Raw genomic sequence first — 14891 nt, 5'->3', positions numbered from 1 at the left:
GGGGTGGGGTGATCTCTCCACCCGGGCAGTGCTTCGTGCGGAGAGACCGTCACCCCACCCCGTCTCATGTCTCGCTTCGCTCAACATGAGCCGACCCTCCCCCTCCAGGGGAGGGTAAGAGTCCCAACTCTCACCGCGCCGCACCTTCCGTGAATGCCGTCTCGATCACCTCGCCGAACGGCTGCCAGGAACGGCCGTCGAACTGGACCAGCCGCATCTGCCTGATCGGCAGGTAGTTGCTGGGCGAAGTATTCATCCGGATGTTGGGCAGCGCAACGGAGGGGGGATAACCCCTGAGCGAAGCCGCCTGACGCATGATGTTCTCGCGCGAGACATCGTCGCCGCATTGCTTCAGCACCTGCGTCAGCGCCTCGGCCGCGGCGTAGCCATAGAGTGCGGCGCTGTTGTTGGTGCTTTCGACCTGATGGTATTTGTCCATGAAGGCGAACCAGTCCTTCATGGCGGGATCGTCCTTCCAGGCGGGATCGCTCGGATCCTTCAGGAAAGCCGCCGAGATCACGCCGGCGGAGTTCTCGAGGCCCGCGGGCGCCATCGCATTGGCGATCGAGGCGGAGGCATCGTTGACGATGAAGACCGGGTGCCAATTGAAAGACGCCGCCAGCTTGATCACCTTGGACGCCGTCGACGGCACGCCGAGAAAGACGAAGATGTCGGCGCCCGCGCGCTTGAGGATCGAGACGTGCCCGTCGAGATGCTCATCGGCAATGTCGAAGGCGATGTCGACGAGGACGTGACGGTTGAGATCGCCGAGGCCTTCCTGGATGCCCTTGTAGAGCATGCGCCCGAACTGGTCGTTCTGCCAGAGCACCACGATCTTCTTCCTGGGGTAGTAGGCCTGGATGTAGTTGGCGTAGATGCGCCCTTCGGACCTGAACGACGGCTGCCAACCCATGGTCCAGGGAAACGCCTTGGCCTGGCTCAGCTCTTCGTCGCCGGAGGCGACGAAGAGCTGCGGGATCTTCTTCTCGTTCAGGTACCAGCGCGTGGCGAGATTGCCGGGCGTGCCGAACGAGCCGAACATCAGGTGCACATCCTCGGTCTCGACCAGATTGCGCGTCAGCTCCAGCGCAGTTGCCGGATCGGAATTGTCGTCGCGCGTGATGAAGCGGATCCTGCGGCCGTTGATCCCGCCACGCGCGTTGATCATGTTGAAATAGGCGGCCTCCGCCTGGCCGATGGCACCGAACTCCGAGAGCGGTCCCGAATATGGCATGACATTGCCGATGCGGATTTCCTCGTTGCTTGCCGGTTGCTCGGCACGTTGCTGGGACATCGCGCCGAGCGAGGCGAAGGCGGCGATCAACACGAGCAGCAGTCCGCCGGTGACGCGCATGTTCGACACCTTGTCGTTGGCCCCACACCAAGGCCGCTCCGTCTAGGTCAAGCGTTTGTCAATCGTGTGGCTGGGTGGCGCGCTTCGACGCAGTGCAGCTCTTGGCGCGTAGGAAAGCGGCAGTCGTGCTGACGCGCCGACGAGCGAGAGAGCGCGCCGTGTGGCACCCCTCTCCCTAGCCCTCCCCCGCAAGGGGGGAGGGAACGCACTTTCCTTGTGGCGAATGGGCTCGATTCATCAAGCGTGCCGGTGATGAGCCCACAGCGCAGCCGCGTGCGCCGCTGCGCTCCCTCCCCCCTTGCGGGGGAGGGTGGGGGAGAGGGGTGGCCCAGCAAACGGTCGGAGTAATAAGCGCGCTGCCGCAACGCCGCTACGGCAGCCCGCGCGCCTCGAGCTGACGCACCAGCAGCAGTGTCGGCTCGGCGAGGCTCTCGCCGGAGCCGTCGAGGCCGAAGGCGCTCGCGATACCTTCGCGGCTCCGCAGCAGCGTGCTGCGCGGGCAGTGGCCCGCGCCGCAGAGCGTCTTCTTCAGCGTTTCGCCCTGCGCCACGAGGCCGGCGGAATCGTCCGCGGCCCAGGCCAGCACGATCGGCACATCGACATTGAGGATGCCGGGGAAGACCGATCGGTTGTCGTACTGGGTGGGGTCGGTGCCGAGATAGGCCTTCTCGCTGTCGCTCGCCTCCTTGCCGACGCGGTAGATCCCGGACACCAGCACGACGCCGGCGACGTCGGCGCCGTCGGTCTGCAGCTCGGGATGGGCCAGCAGGGTGGCGACATGGAAGGCGCCGGCGCCGTAGCCGACTGCGACGATCTCACGGGCATCGCCGTTGAACAGGTCGATATTGCCGTGGACCCAGGACAGCGCCGCCGCCACGTCGGACGCGCCGGCGGGCCAGGTCGCCGATGGCGCCAGGCGATAGTTGACGCGGACCCCGATCATCTCGTTGCGCGCGGCAAAGCACATGGCCTGGTCCTGGATCTGGCGCGACAGCTCCGGCGCCGCGCGGTCGCCGGTAAAGGTGTCGCCCGCCACGAACAGCAGCACAGGCCGCGGCGTATCCGCCTTGGTCGCGCTGGTCGCGACATCGAGCACATTGGCCTCGCTCTCGCCATAACGTAGACCGCGCGAGAAGGTGACCTGCTCGCACAGCCGGGCGGTGCCGCCGGCGGTGGTGTCGTTGTCGGTGAGGCCCGCCTGGACGAGCCCGGTGGGCGGCGACAGCCGCGCCGGGAAAGGTCCGCGTGCGGAGGCCGCGGTCATGGTCAAAAGCAGGAAAAATGCCAGGTAATTCTTCATGGTGATGCCGGCCTCGCGGACCGATATTGGCTTGCCGATTTGGCCTGTCTTTTCAATTCGCCTCATTAGTTGGCTGATGTTGAGGCGAATTCACGGCACCTTCGCTCGGCAGGCGGCCTGCGTGGAGCAGGCCTCAGTCTGGCAAGCAGCCGCGGATTGGACCGCAGGTTCGCGGGCCGCGCGACGATTGCGCGGCGCGGCCCACTTTATGTCGGTCCGTCAAGCCGTTGCCCGGCGCCACCCAGCCCCCGCGCCGGAAATGGTTTCCTACTGTGCATGGGGTTGTTTTCGCATTTTTTGTTGGGCCGGCCTGTCAGGTCCGCTTCATCGTCCGGAAGGTGATGGAGTAGCGGCGCGCCTCGACCGGCGGAATGCTGTGCTCCCATTGCGACCGCGCCTCGCCGTCCATCATGTAGAGCGAGCGCGGCGAGGCCTCGAGCGTGTGGCGTTCCCACTTGGCTCCGTTGCGGCGGCGGAAGCGGAATTTGCAGGGCGAGCCGAGCGACAGGCCCAGGATCTCCTTGAAGTGCGGCTTGTCGCGGTGCCAGCCGATGCCGACGCCGATCTCATATTCGGTGCATAGTACCTGCCGGACGCTGCCCTCCGGCAGCCGCGCCCATGCCTCGATCTGCCGCGCGATGGGCAGCAGCCAGTCCGGGATCGGCTCCGCCTCGGCCAGCCGCTGCAGCGAATAGTCGTAGCGATAGCCGAACGATGCCACGCGGCGGTTGCCTTCGAAGGCGCCGAACTGGAAGCGCTGCAGTGGCAATGCTGCGATGCGGCCAATCAAGTCCTGCTCAAGGGGAGCATCGATAAAATTGTCCGCATAGCGGAGCCCGGCGGGCCCGACCGGCGGTTCTGCGAACAAGCCAAGCTGCTGCGTCATGCCTCGCATTTCCGTGATGGAACCTAATGGCGGCTGATGCGACTTATCTATGACGCGGGAAGAAACGTGCGAGGCTGTCATGGCAGAGAAGCATACCGCCGATCCGATAGAGATCATGCGGGCGACCGGTCATCCTGAGCTTGAATATGCCGCGGGCTGGACCATCGCTGGTCTCGTCACCATCGGCACCATCGTCGCCGCCTGGGTGTTCGCGATCTAGGCCACAGGGAATTGGAGCTCGAAGGCGACGCCGTCGTCGGCCGGCTTGAGTCTGATCGAGCCGCCATGGCTTGCCATCACCGCACGCGCAATCGCCAGCCCCATACCAGTGCCGCCCTGGTCGCGGCGGGTGGTGAAGAAGGCGTCGAAAATCCTGTCGCGGTTGGGCGCCGAGATCAGCTCGCCGTCGTTGCTCACGGTCAGCCGTAGGGTCGTGCGCTCGTCGGCGGCCTCCAGCCTGATGGTCCTCGCCTTGTGCCGCACCGCGTTGTCGACGAGATGCGACAGCACGATCACCGCCTTCTCGCCGGACATGCCGATCGGCCGGTCGAGGCTGCCGCTGGCTTCGATGGAGCTTGCCGGAAACCTGTTTCGGAGGTCGGCGATCACGGGCGCGAGCTCCGTGCGCTCGTTCTGCGGCAGGCTTTCGGCGCGGGCGAGCTCGCGCAGCCGCTGCGCCATCGCCTCCAGCCGCTGGGTGTCGGACAGGATGTTGGCGATGAATGTCTTCTGCTCGGCCGGCGTCAGGCCCTCGGCCTTGCCTTGAAGTGAATCCTGCAACAGCTCGGCCGCGCCCTTGATCGAGGTCAGCGGCGATTTCAGCTCGTGGGTGAGGTGCGCCGAGAACGTCGCGATGTAGTCCGAACGCCGCGCCAGCTGCTCGGCCATGCCGAGGAAGCTGTGCGAGAGCTGGGCGAACTCCCGTGTGCCGTAGTGCCGGAGCGGCCGGAATGCCTCGCGGTCACCGCGGCCGATTCTGGCGGCGCGATCGATCAGCTCGCGCATCGGCAGCGTGATGGTGCGCGAAAACACGAGCCCGATCGCGATCGTGCCGAGGAGCACGGCCAGCCCCGCCAGCACGAACTTGGCCCGCTCCTGGTAGAGGTGGTCGAAGATGTTGCTCGGTGTCCGCGTGGCGTAGATCACCCCCGCGACGCGATTGTCGACGATGACCGGCATCGCCGAGAACACGTGCACGCCGAGGCCGCGGCTGAAGGAATAGATCGGCGGCGGCGGCTTGTCCGGCACGCGGTTGCGCAAGGTGGCGCGGTATTGCCCGTGCAGCGCGTCCGCGACCTCCTCGATGTGCGCAAGGGATTGCCCGACCTCCTGCCGGCCGGCGATCACCACGCCCCGCGGATCGAGGATGCGGAAGCCCGCCAGCGTCACCTTCTGGGTTTCGCGGATGATCGGCGTCAGTCTTGCGCCGATCTCGACATAGGCGGGCTGCGCCGGCCGGGGTGCAGCCTGGGCATCCGGCCGCCGCCGCAGCAGATCGTTTGCAGTGAGGTCGAGCCCAGGGCGGATCGGCGTGACCGGGTCGCCGGGATCGGGCAGCACGCCCGGCGGCACCTCGGCGCCGAGCGTCAGGCCGCCATCGAGCCTCGCCGTGACCTCCTGCGCATAGATCGTCGCCAGCACGCGGCTCTGCGCGATCAGCTCGGCCTGGGTCTGGCGGATGAGCTGGTTGTCGTAGAGACGGAAGAAGAAGAGGCCGACCAGCGGCAGGATGGCGACGGTGGCCAGCACCGTGAAGATGACGAGCCCAAGCGACGGCCGCCATTTGTCCGGCGCCGCGCTCATGCCTCTTTCTCGCAGCGCCCGAGCTTGAAGCCGACGCCGTGGATGGTCTCGATGACGTTGTCGCAGGCCAGCGCCGCGAGCTTGGCGCGAATGTTGCGGATGTGGCTGTCGATGGTGCGGTCGGAGACCTGGATGTTGAGCTGATAGGCGGCCCGCATCAGCTGCTCGCGGTTGAACACCGAGGTCGGCCGCGTCAGGAAGGCGCGCAAAATGCCGAACTCGATCGCGGTCAGCTTCAGCGGCGTCCCGGCGAAGGACGCGACGTGCTGTTCGGGATCGATCAGGAGGCCCCCTTGCGCCAGCGCGGTAGGAACGGCCTTGGCTTCGCCATTGCGCGGGCTGAGGCGGCGCAGGATGACGTTGACCCGCGCCACCAGCTCGCGCGGGCTGAACGGCTTGGTCACGTAGTCGTCGCCGCCGATCTCGAGGCCGAGGATGCGGTCGATCTCCTCGTCGCGCGCCGACAGGAACAGGATCGGCACGTCGGACGTCTTGCGGATCTCGCGGCAGACGTCGAGGCCGTCGAACTCGGGCATGCCGATGTCGAGCACGATCAGATCGGGCCTGTCGGCGGCAAAGCGGCTGAGCGCCTCCTTGCCGTCGCGGGCCTCGATCACGTCCATGCCGGCCTTCTTCAGGGCGACGCGGATGACCTCGCGGATGTGGCCCTCGTCGTCGACGATGAGAATGCGATGCGCCAATAAATTCTCCGCTGTCTCGTCACCCCGCCAACCGGCTGCCGGACCTGGCTTCCGTCTGGGCGTCCAGCCGGCGCTGGAGCCGCCAGCTTCGGAAGCCCCAACTCCGCCAGGCCAGGTCCTGGCGCTGCTGTTCTACAAGCCTGTCTCGCTGTGACACAAGGCAGCCCTCGCCGGCGCCGGGCCGCAGCGCGATCGCCCTGTCGATGGCGGGCAGCGCTTGCGGCCCGAGCGTCAGGAGATAGTTGATGTCGATCTGCACGCCTTTGCCCGATGCTTCCCGGCTGTGGGTGACATTGTAGTCGGCAATGAAGGCGTCGAAGTTCACGAGCGAGCAGCCGTACAGCACGATCGTCAACGCGATCAGGTTGGCGCCGATCAGCCATTGGTTGGACCGGTTGAGGGCGATGCGGGTCACGATCAGGACCAGTCCGAGCGCGACCAGCCCCATCCAGATGAAGGCCGCGACGCGCCAGTAAGTCAGCATGTAGATGTCGACGTAGAGATCGAGGCGGAGGATGGAGGAGGCGACCAGAAGCACGTTCTGCCCGATCCAGAGATAGACCAGTGGCCGGATCACCTTCGATTTCTCGGCCGGTCCGCCCGGTCGCATCGCGACGAGGACGAAGGCGGCGGCGAGCAGCGCGGTTGCGATCAGCGGGTAGGCGCCGCGATGGGCGTAGGACGCATAGGTCAGGTTCTCGGGCAGCGCCACGTGCCCCCAGAGATAGATGCCGTCGAGAATCGACTGTGCCGCGAACAGCAGATTGAACAGGATTAGCGAGCGCAGGATGGTGGAGGGGCCCAGAAATTCCGGCGACACGAAGGGCGGCAGCGGCGGCTCCGCGACGTCGGTTTCGGTGGCGGCGGCAACCTTCCTGCGCCGCCAGCGCACATGGATGAACGGCCAGACCAGCGCCAGCATCAAGGTCCAGAACAGGACGCGCCAGACGCTGACATATTCGAGGATGACTTTTGGATTGAGCAGCGACACCCATTGCTCGATCACCGGATTGGCGGCGGCGAACAGCGCCACGAACACGGTGCTCAGCACCACCGGCATCAGCCAGAGCGCGATGCCGCGGGTGAACGCCGACATGTTGAAGACCTGAAGCGCGTCGGGGAAGAATCTGAAGGGACCGAACAGGACAAGGTTTCGCAGCGCGCGGGCGCGGTCCGCGAGGCTGGTCGTCTCCGGATTGGTTGCGAGCAACAAGGCGATGGCCAGCGCTGCGACGAGGATCAGCAACGAAAGCGCGTTGAGCTCTTCTACGGCCGGCACGAGACCGAATGCAACGATCGCGCCGCCGGTCACTGCGCGGCGAAAGTCCAGCGCCGCACGGTTGGCAAGCAGCGAGGCGCAGGCAACCGCGACGGCCAAGATCACCAGCGACAGTCCGATCCGCCGGCCGTAGAGCAGGAAGTCGGCAAGTGCGGCGAGCAGCAGTGCCATTGCGAGCTTGGCCGACAGCGCCGAAGGCCTGATCGGTGGAATGTCCGTCGTCGACGTCGAAGCCAGGCTCGTCATGTCCAAAAGATTCTCCGTGATGGGTACATCACGAACTCTGAACGGTGCTTGTGCAGAAGCCGGGATCATCGTCAGCACGGTTTCAGGAGTCTTCTGCAGTTTTCGTGCAGACCCGAGTTTGTCTCTCGCGCAGCGTCAACCGCTTTGATAGGCGAAGCATTCGCTCCAATCGCGTGTACTGCATCATGCAATTCCTCAATCGCCTCTGCCTCGTCCTGCTCTGGCTGGCCGCGCCGCTCGCCGCATTCGCGGCAGCGAACAAGAATGCCCCCTATTTGCTCGTGCTACGCGGCGCCGGAAACATCGCGCTTGTCGTCGCAAGCACCCTGGTCGTCATCGTCCTGCTGCGTCGCGGGCATTGGCGCAGCATTGCGGGCATGCTCCTCGTCTTGCTCTGGTGCCTGCCGCCGGTTCTGATGTCGGCCGCGCATGTCAGGTTCGAGCTGCGCAAGCATGATGTCCTCGGCGCCGGCGCCGCTGAGGCTCGCCAGCTCGGACCACATTTCATGGTCGGATATTCGTCCTTTCCGGAGGTTGCGCGTCTCGCCGAGCAGGGACTGATCGGCGGCGTCTACGTCACCCGGCACAACATCCGGGGGCGGACGATCGAGGCGCTGCGGGCCGAGATCGCGGCGCTTCAGGACAAGAGGCGCGCCGCAGGCCTACCGCCGCTGGTCGTCGCGGCCGATCAGGAGGGCGGCATCGTCGGGCATCTCGCGCCGCCGCTGACCAAGGTGCCGGCGCTGGCGACGCTCACCGGGCTCGCGCCCGGCGACCAGCAGACCAGGGCCGAAGAGTTCGGCCGCATCCACGGCCGAGAGCTTGCAGATCTCGGCGTCAACCTCAATCTCGCGCCGGTGCTCGACCTGAAGCCGCCGGTTCGCCGCAATCGCCTCGATTTTCACACACTGATCGGCCAGCGCGCGATCGCGGCCGATCCCGCGGTCGTCAGCACGATCGCGAGCGCCTATGTCCGGGGGCTGGAAGAGTCGGGCGTCGGTGCCACGCTCAAACATTTCCCCGGCATCGGGCGCGTGCGCGATGACACGCATCATTTCAGCGCCAGTCTCGATACGCCGGTGAAGGAACTGGAGGCAACCGACTGGCTGCCGTTCCGCGAGGTGTTGTCGCACTCGCGGAGCGCCTTGATGGTCAGCCACGTCACGCTCACCGCCGTCGATCCCGACCGCGCCGCATCGCATTCGAAGCGTGTGGTCGAGGGAATCATTCGTGGGAAGTGGGGTTACCAGGGCGTGGTGATGACGGACGATCTCGTCATGGGCGCAATCTACCAGAACGACGTCTGCAAGGCCGTGGTCGAGGCGATCAACGCCGGCGTCGACATGCTGCTGGTTGCCTATGACGGCGCGCAATTCTATCGGGTTTTTTCCTGCGCCCTTGATGCATGGCGGCAGGGCAGGCTCGACGCGGCGATGCTGCGCGCGAGCGCGGCGCGGTTGGAGCAGCGCTTGCCGGCCGCGCAGGCCGGAGCGGTCTCACCCGATGGAAGCACGCTTGGGATAGTTATGCCTGCTGCCCCGCGCGCGATGGCGCGGGGCAGTTGAACTCGGGCGTCTGCGCGTTGCGTAGCGAGGTCTATTCGGCCTGCTCCAGCGCCGCGGGCATCTTCGCCACGGACATCAGCGACCGCGCCACCTGATTGAGCAGGAGATCGGCGTTCTCCTCTTCCGCGAGCGACTTCGAGAGCAGCGCGACGATGGCGCTGTGCCGGAGCTGCTGCGCAAGGTTGCGCGCGGTGGTGTAGCCGGACATCTCGTAGTGCTCGACGCGTTGAGCCGCGGAGATCAGCGCGAGGTCGGCCGCTGCGTCCTCCTTCTCTTCGCCTTCCTTCATGACTTCCTGGCCTTCCTCGATCAGGCCCATCATGCCCTTGCACGGCTTGGCGCGAGCGCTCTCGCCGAGCAGCTCGAAGCATTCGTTGATGCGCTCGACCTGGCTCTCGGTCTCCGCCAGATGCTGCTCGAACAGCTCCCGCAACTGATCGAACCGCGCGGCCTGCGCCATCTTGGGAAGCGCCTTGGTCAGCTGCTTCTCGGCATGGAGAATGTCGCGCAGCTCATGGAGCAGGAGCTCAGTCAGACCGGACTCATCCACGAGTGGCGAGCTCTCCGTGACGATCGATGGGGGTGCGCCGGGATCAGAAGACTGGAGCGCAGGCGATTCCGTGAACACCCAGTCTTCTCCCTCGTTCCAGGGACCACGGGTGTCGATTTCGCCGTGGTCGCCGCTGCCGGTGGAGTCATTGAAATACTGGTTCACGAGGCCCGGCGTCGGCGCGATCCGGCCGATGCTGAAGGCTGGTTTGGACAGGCTTTCGAGCGCTCTCGCGAACGCCTTCATATGCGTGATCTCGCGCGTCATCAGGAACTGCAGCGCGTCCTTGCTGCCGACATCGTCGCAGAAATTGATCAGTCGTTCGTAGACGATCTTTGCCCGTGCTTCGGCGGCGATGTTGCTGCGGAGATCGACGTCGAGTTCGCCGGTGATCTTGAGGTAGTCGGCAGTCCAGGGATTGCCTTGCGAATTGAACAGATTGACGCCGCCGCCGCCGGCAATCGCAATCAGCGGATCGGCTTCGGCCGCCTGGCGGTCGTTCTTCGAAGGCGCGAGGTGCATCCGGGCAAGGCAACCGACGACTTCGAGATGACTGAGCTCTTCGGTGCCGATGTCCATCAACAGGTCCTTGCGGTCGGGATCCTCGCAATTCAGCCCCTGGATCGAATATTGCATCGCGGCCGCAAGTTCGCCGTTGGCGCCGCCGAACTGCTCGAGGAGCATATTGCCGAAGCGCGGATCGGGTTCGTCGACGCGCACGGTGAACATCAGCTTCTTGACGTGGTGATACATGGGACGGCTCGCGCTATGAGGGAAACTACGGCGACAACGGGCCCTTGGAATGTTCGTTCCTAGTCATCTCAAAATTCGGATTTCGTTCCAGATTGGTCTGGCGGGGCGGCTTGAGCCCGTCCCGGCAATGGAGTAGCGACGGAGCAATGGGCCTCCGCCGCTTCCCCGCCGCTGTGGGCCACCTCGCATGCGGTCGATGGGGCCAGCCGTCTCATCACGCATTGTGCTTCGAACGCAGGTGCGATATGGCTCTCGCGCTTTCCTGAGGCGGAGACGAGCTTTGTCGAAACAATCCCTGCGCGAGGAGGCTGAACGCCTGATCCGCGAATCGATGGAAAAGAAGACCGTCGTCGTCAAGCAGGGCACGACCCGCATCGAGGCGGTCTGCGGCAAGTGCGGCGCGCCGAACCGGGTGCAGGCGGAGAAGGGTCAGACCCGCGTCAAGTTCGCCTGCAAGCAGTGTGGGCACAAGCAAGAGACGTTGTAGCCGGGCCCCCTGATTTCACCGTGCTGTCGCGCTCCGGCTCCTCGTCATGAGGAGCCGCGCTCTTCGCGCGGCGTTTCGAAGGATCGTGGGCCGAGCCCATGAGCGGGGCCTGCATGGTTCCGAGAAGCGTTTCCGCGCTCCTCGCCACAGTCACTGTCCTTCCACGAACTTCTTGAACGCATCGGCATAGTCCGGGTGCCAGCGCGACAATGGCGGGCGGTTCTCGACGATGTCGCCCATGGCCCAGAGCATGCGTTTCTCGTCGAGGGCCCGGGGCACGTCGTTGTCCGGGCAGAGGATGTAGAAATCGCCGGCTTCCAGCCGTGCCAGCAGGAAATCGACCGTCTCATCTGGTGTCCAGGCGCCGGCCGGCTTCTCGGTGCGTCCTTTTGCGGTCAGGCCGGTGAAGACGAAGCCCGGGATCAACAGATGTGCCGTGATGTGGCAGCCCTTCGTGTTGCGTAGCTCGTGTTGGAGCGCCTCGGTGAATGCCTTCACGCCGGCCTTCGAGACATTGTAGGCGGGGTCGCCCGGCGGCGTGGTGATGCCCTGCTTGGAACCGGTGTTGATGATGAGGCCCGGTTTGCCGCGCGCGATCATGCGGGGTGCGAAGATCCGCGAGCCGTTGATGATGCCCCACATGTTGACGCCGATGATGCGCTGCCAATTGTCGGGTTCGCCGAACAGCGTGCTGCCCGGCTGGATCCCGGCATTGTTCATGAGGATGTCGGTGCCGCCAAACCGCTCGCGCACCGCGCGTTCCAGTTCCGTCACGCTCTCGACCGTGCTGACATCGACGGCGGCGGTCATCACGTTTGCGGCAGCCGTGACGGATGACAGTTTTGTTGCAGTCTCCGCCAACCGTGCCTCGTCGACATCCGCGACACATACCTTCATCCCAGCGCGCGCGAAGGCGGTGACGGCGGCAAATCCGATGCCGGATGCGCCGCCCGTGATCACGGCGACATTGTCTTTGTCGATGGCGGGATGTGGCATGGATCGTCTCCGTGGAGGGCCTCGGTCGAGCTATAACATGGCGGCAGTCCGACCCTGCACAAGTCGGCATGGGAGGTCTTCGTTCGGCGCTGCCTTTACGCCCAACCGGCCCGGCTGTATCCTCGATCGAACGATCCCGCCCAGATCGAACCAATCAATCACCTGACAGGGAGTGCAGCCATGGCTGTGTCGCAGGCTATTCCGATCACGCGCCATCCGTTTGCAAATGGATCTTACAAGCAGATGCTGATCGACGGGAAGTGGGTCGATGCAGCCTCAGGCAAGCGCTTCGAGACCCACAATCCCGCCACAGGCGAGCTGCTCGCGACCGTCGCCGAAGGCGACAAGGAAGACATCGATCGTGCGGTTGCTGCCGCTCGCCGCGCCTTCGAAGGCCCCTGGAGCAAGGTCAAGCCGTTCGAGCGGCAGAACCTGCTCCTGAAGCTCGCCGACCTCGTCGAGAAGAATTTCGACGAATTGTCGCAGCTCGACACGCTCGACATGGGCGCGCCGCTCAGCCGCACCCGCGCCTACCGCCTGCGCGCCGTCGGCATGCTGCGCTATTACGCCGGCCAGACCACGGCGATCCACGGCGAGACCATCGAGAACTCGCTGCCCGGCGAGATCTTCTCCTACACGCTGAAGGAGCCGATCGGCGTCGTCGGCGCCATCATTCCCTGGAACGGGCCGCTGACCGCGACGATCTGGAAGATCGGTCCTGCGATCGCGACCGGCTGCACCGTGGTGCTCAAGCCCGCCGAGGAGGCGCCGCTGACCTCGCTGCGCATCGCCGAGCTGGCGATGGAAGCGGGCGTGCCTCCCGGGGTCATCAACGTCGTGCCCGGCTATGGCGAGACTGCGGGCGCCGCGCTCGCCTCGCATCATGACGTCGACAAGGTCGCCTTCACCGGCTCGCATGTCACGGGTCAGTCGATCATCCGTGCCTCCGCCGGCAACCTCAAGCGCGTCTCGCTCGAGCTCGGTGGCAAGTCTCCGGATATCGTGTTCGCGGATGCCGATCTCGACGCAGCCGTGCCGGGTGCGGCGATGGCGGTGTTCGCCAATTCGGGGCAGATCTGCAGCGCCGGTACGCGCCTCTTCGTCGAGCAGTCGATCTATGACGAATTCGTCGGCCGCGTCGCCGAGTTCGGCAAGAAGCTGCAGGTCGGCAACGGCCTCGATCCGAACGTGCAGATCGGACCGCTCGTCTCCGAGCAGCAGCTCGAGCGCGTCACCGGCTATCTCGACATCGGCCAGAAGGAGGGCGCAAAGGCGCTCGCCGGCGGCGGACGCGTCACCGAAGGCGCGCTGTCGAAGGGCTTCTTCGTCTCGCCGACGGTGTTCGCGGGCGTTGAGGACAATATGCGCATCGCGCAGGAGGAGATTTTTGGTCCCGTCATCTCCGCGATCGCGTTCAAGGACATGGACGAGCTGGTCAAGCGCGCCAACAACACCACGTTCGGCCTCGGCTCCGGCTTGTGGACGCGCGATGTCAGCAAGGCCCATGCAGTGGCGAAGCGCCTGCGCGCAGGCTCGGTGTGGGTCAACTGCTACCAGGCGATGGACCCGGCCGTGCCGTTTGGCGGCTATAAGATGAGCGGCTACGGCCGCGAGTCCGGCAAGCAGCATGTCGAGGAATATCTCAACGTGAAGGCCGTCTGGATCAAGACGGCGTAAGGCCTGTCCCTCGTCGCGTTCCGCGAGGGGGAATATCTGCTTCTTGTGGGGCGGCGACTTTTCCGGTGGCCGCCCCGCGCTATATGATCAGCACCCTTCCAAAGAAAATCGGGGCCAGCATGAAATTTCCGGCGTTGTTCAAACCGTTGCAGGTCGGTCCGTACAAGCTCGCGCATCGCGTCGCGATGGCGCCGCTCACGCGCATGCGGGCCGAGCGCGAGAATTTTGCGCCGCGGCCGCTCAATGCCGAATATTACGGTCAGCGTGCAACGCAAGGCGGCCTGATCGTTGCCGAAGCCTCGCCGGTGCTCTCGCACGGCCGCGGCAATCCGTCGACCCCCGGCATCTATTCGGAGGCGCAAGTCGCGGGCTGGCGCAAGGTGACGGATGCCGTGCACGCCAAGGGCGGCATCATCTTCCTCCAGCTCTGGCATGTCGGCCGCGTCTCGCACTCCTCCTTCCACGGCGGTGCGCTGCCGGTGTCGGCCTCTGCGATCCCGATCAAGGCGGAAGGCATGAAAGCGATGACCGCTGACGGCAAGATTGCGGACTATGAGACGCCGCGCGCGCTGGAGACCGAGGAGGTCAAGGACATCGTCGAGGCGTTCCGGCAGGGTGCGAAAAACGCGCTCGCCGCGGGCTTCGACGGCGTCGAGATCCACGGCGCCAACGGCTATCTGCTCGAGCAGTTCCTGCAGTCACGCAGCAACCAGCGCACCGATCAGTATGGCGGCTCGATCGAGAACCGCGCGCGCCTTCTGCTCGAAGTCACGCAGGCCGCGATCGACGTCTGGGGTGCGAACCGCGTCGCCGTCCGCTTGTCGCCGCACGGCATCGCCAATGATTCCGGCGAGCCCGATCCGATGCCGCTCTACACCCATGTCGTGAAGGCGCTCGACAAGCTTGGCCTGGCGTACCTGCATTTCATCGAACCGCGCTCCAGCGGCGCCGGCCGCGCCGACGTCCACTGGGACAACGTGCCCTCGGCAATGGTGCTGTTCCGCCCGCTCTATAGCGGCGTGCTGATGACCGCCGGCGGCTTTACCGGCGAGACCGCGAATGCGGCGATCGCCGACGGGCATGCGGATATCATCGCGTTTGGTCGCATCTTCATCTCCAATCCGGATCTTCCCCGCCGGCTTCAGCACGGCTATCCGATCACGCCGTACAATCGCGCGACGTTCTATAGTGGTGAGGAGAAGGGATATACGGACTATCCTGTCTATGACGAGCTGACGCCGGCCTGATCTGTCATTCCGAGGCGCGACGAAGTCGCGAACCCGGAATCCATCGG

Annotated in this window: 13 protein-coding genes; 5 read left to right on the top strand and 8 right to left on the bottom strand. The window is 65.3% G+C overall.

Annotation, left to right across the window (positions count from 1 at the left end; genetic code table 11):
* Positions 1–130 precede the first annotated feature (130 nt).
* The 3 genes from ABIA42_RS28005 to ABIA42_RS27995 all read right to left on the bottom strand — a co-directional run bounded on the left by ABIA42_RS28005 (position 131) and on the right by ABIA42_RS27995 (position 3549).
* Positions 131–1354 (bottom strand): ABC transporter substrate-binding protein, encoded by a 1224-nt coding sequence (locus ABIA42_RS28005; protein WP_370119063.1) that lies wholly within the window; start codon positions 1352–1354, stop codon positions 131–133.
* A gap of 370 nt (positions 1355–1724) precedes the next feature.
* Positions 1725–2654: an alpha/beta hydrolase gene (locus ABIA42_RS28000; protein ID WP_271531790.1), complete on the bottom strand. Its 930-nt coding sequence runs from the start codon at positions 2652–2654 to the stop codon at positions 1725–1727.
* Between the two features lie 313 nt (positions 2655–2967).
* Complete coding sequence (locus tag ABIA42_RS27995; RefSeq protein ID WP_370119066.1) at positions 2968–3549, bottom strand: alpha-ketoglutarate-dependent dioxygenase AlkB; 582 nt, start codon at positions 3547–3549, stop codon at positions 2968–2970.
* A 70-nt stretch (positions 3550–3619) separates the two neighbouring features.
* On the opposite strand from ABIA42_RS27995, the gene ABIA42_RS27990 reads away from it, so the two are divergent.
* The gene (locus ABIA42_RS27990; RefSeq protein ID WP_162832037.1) at positions 3620–3760 is read left to right on the top strand and encodes a hypothetical protein; all 141 of its coding nucleotides are present in this window, start codon (positions 3620–3622) and stop codon (positions 3758–3760) included.
* On the opposite strand, the gene ABIA42_RS27985 is transcribed toward ABIA42_RS27990, so the two are convergent.
* Genes ABIA42_RS27985 through ABIA42_RS27975 form a run of 3 tightly spaced genes read right to left on the bottom strand, consistent with a single transcriptional unit; the run spans position 3757 to position 7569 of the window.
* Positions 3757–5343 carry an ATP-binding protein gene (locus tag ABIA42_RS27985; RefSeq protein WP_370119069.1) on the bottom strand — a complete coding sequence of 529 codons (1587 nt, stop codon included), beginning with the start codon at positions 5341–5343 and terminating at the stop codon, positions 3757–3759. The two genes, ABIA42_RS27990 and ABIA42_RS27985, sit on opposite strands and share 4 nt — an antisense overlap.
* Positions 5340–6044 carry a response regulator gene (locus tag ABIA42_RS27980; RefSeq protein ID WP_271531797.1) on the bottom strand — a complete coding sequence of 235 codons (705 nt, stop codon included), beginning with the start codon at positions 6042–6044 and terminating at the stop codon, positions 5340–5342. Before ABIA42_RS27980 ends, ABIA42_RS27985 begins: the two co-directional genes overlap by 4 nt.
* Positions 6045–6063: 19 nt before the next feature.
* The gene (locus ABIA42_RS27975; protein ID WP_370119073.1) at positions 6064–7569 is read right to left on the bottom strand and encodes a DUF4153 domain-containing protein; all 1506 of its coding nucleotides are present in this window, start codon (positions 7567–7569) and stop codon (positions 6064–6066) included.
* A 185-nt stretch (positions 7570–7754) separates the two neighbouring features.
* On the opposite strand from ABIA42_RS27975, the gene ABIA42_RS27970 reads away from it, so the two are divergent.
* Positions 7755–9134 carry a glycoside hydrolase family 3 N-terminal domain-containing protein gene (locus tag ABIA42_RS27970; RefSeq protein WP_370119076.1) on the top strand — a complete coding sequence of 460 codons (1380 nt, stop codon included), beginning with the start codon at positions 7755–7757 and terminating at the stop codon, positions 9132–9134.
* A gap of 31 nt (positions 9135–9165) precedes the next feature.
* Here ABIA42_RS27970 and ABIA42_RS27965 read toward each other — a convergent pair whose 3' ends face one another.
* Entirely contained in the window at positions 9166–10437 is a 1272-nt protein-coding gene (locus ABIA42_RS27965; protein ID WP_370119079.1) for a DUF892 family protein, read from the bottom strand.
* A gap of 280 nt (positions 10438–10717) precedes the next feature.
* On the opposite strand from ABIA42_RS27965, the gene ABIA42_RS27960 reads away from it, so the two are divergent.
* Entirely contained in the window at positions 10718–10924 is a 207-nt protein-coding gene (locus tag ABIA42_RS27960; RefSeq protein ID WP_124163105.1) for a hypothetical protein, read from the top strand.
* A gap of 150 nt (positions 10925–11074) precedes the next feature.
* Here the strand turns inward: ABIA42_RS27960 and ABIA42_RS27955 are convergent, their stop codons facing one another.
* Positions 11075–11920 carry an SDR family NAD(P)-dependent oxidoreductase gene (locus ABIA42_RS27955; RefSeq protein ID WP_370119082.1) on the bottom strand — a complete coding sequence of 282 codons (846 nt, stop codon included), beginning with the start codon at positions 11918–11920 and terminating at the stop codon, positions 11075–11077.
* A 180-nt stretch (positions 11921–12100) separates the two neighbouring features.
* On the opposite strand from ABIA42_RS27955, the gene ABIA42_RS27950 reads away from it, so the two are divergent.
* Both ABIA42_RS27950 and ABIA42_RS27945 read left to right on the top strand, forming a co-directional pair.
* Positions 12101–13597, top strand: coding sequence for an aldehyde dehydrogenase family protein (locus ABIA42_RS27950; RefSeq protein ID WP_271531808.1), 1497 nt, complete (start codon positions 12101–12103; stop codon positions 13595–13597).
* Between the two features lie 119 nt (positions 13598–13716).
* Positions 13717–14844: an alkene reductase gene (locus ABIA42_RS27945; protein WP_370119085.1), complete on the top strand. Its 1128-nt coding sequence runs from the start codon at positions 13717–13719 to the stop codon at positions 14842–14844.
* The last annotated feature ends 47 nt before the right edge of the window (positions 14845–14891 follow it).

The organism is Bradyrhizobium sp. USDA 327 (genome assembly GCF_041262065.1).
In the GTDB taxonomy this organism is placed as follows: Bacteria; Pseudomonadota; Alphaproteobacteria; order Rhizobiales; family Xanthobacteraceae; genus Bradyrhizobium; species Bradyrhizobium liaoningense.
This window is presented reverse-complemented; position numbering and strand designations above follow the sequence as displayed.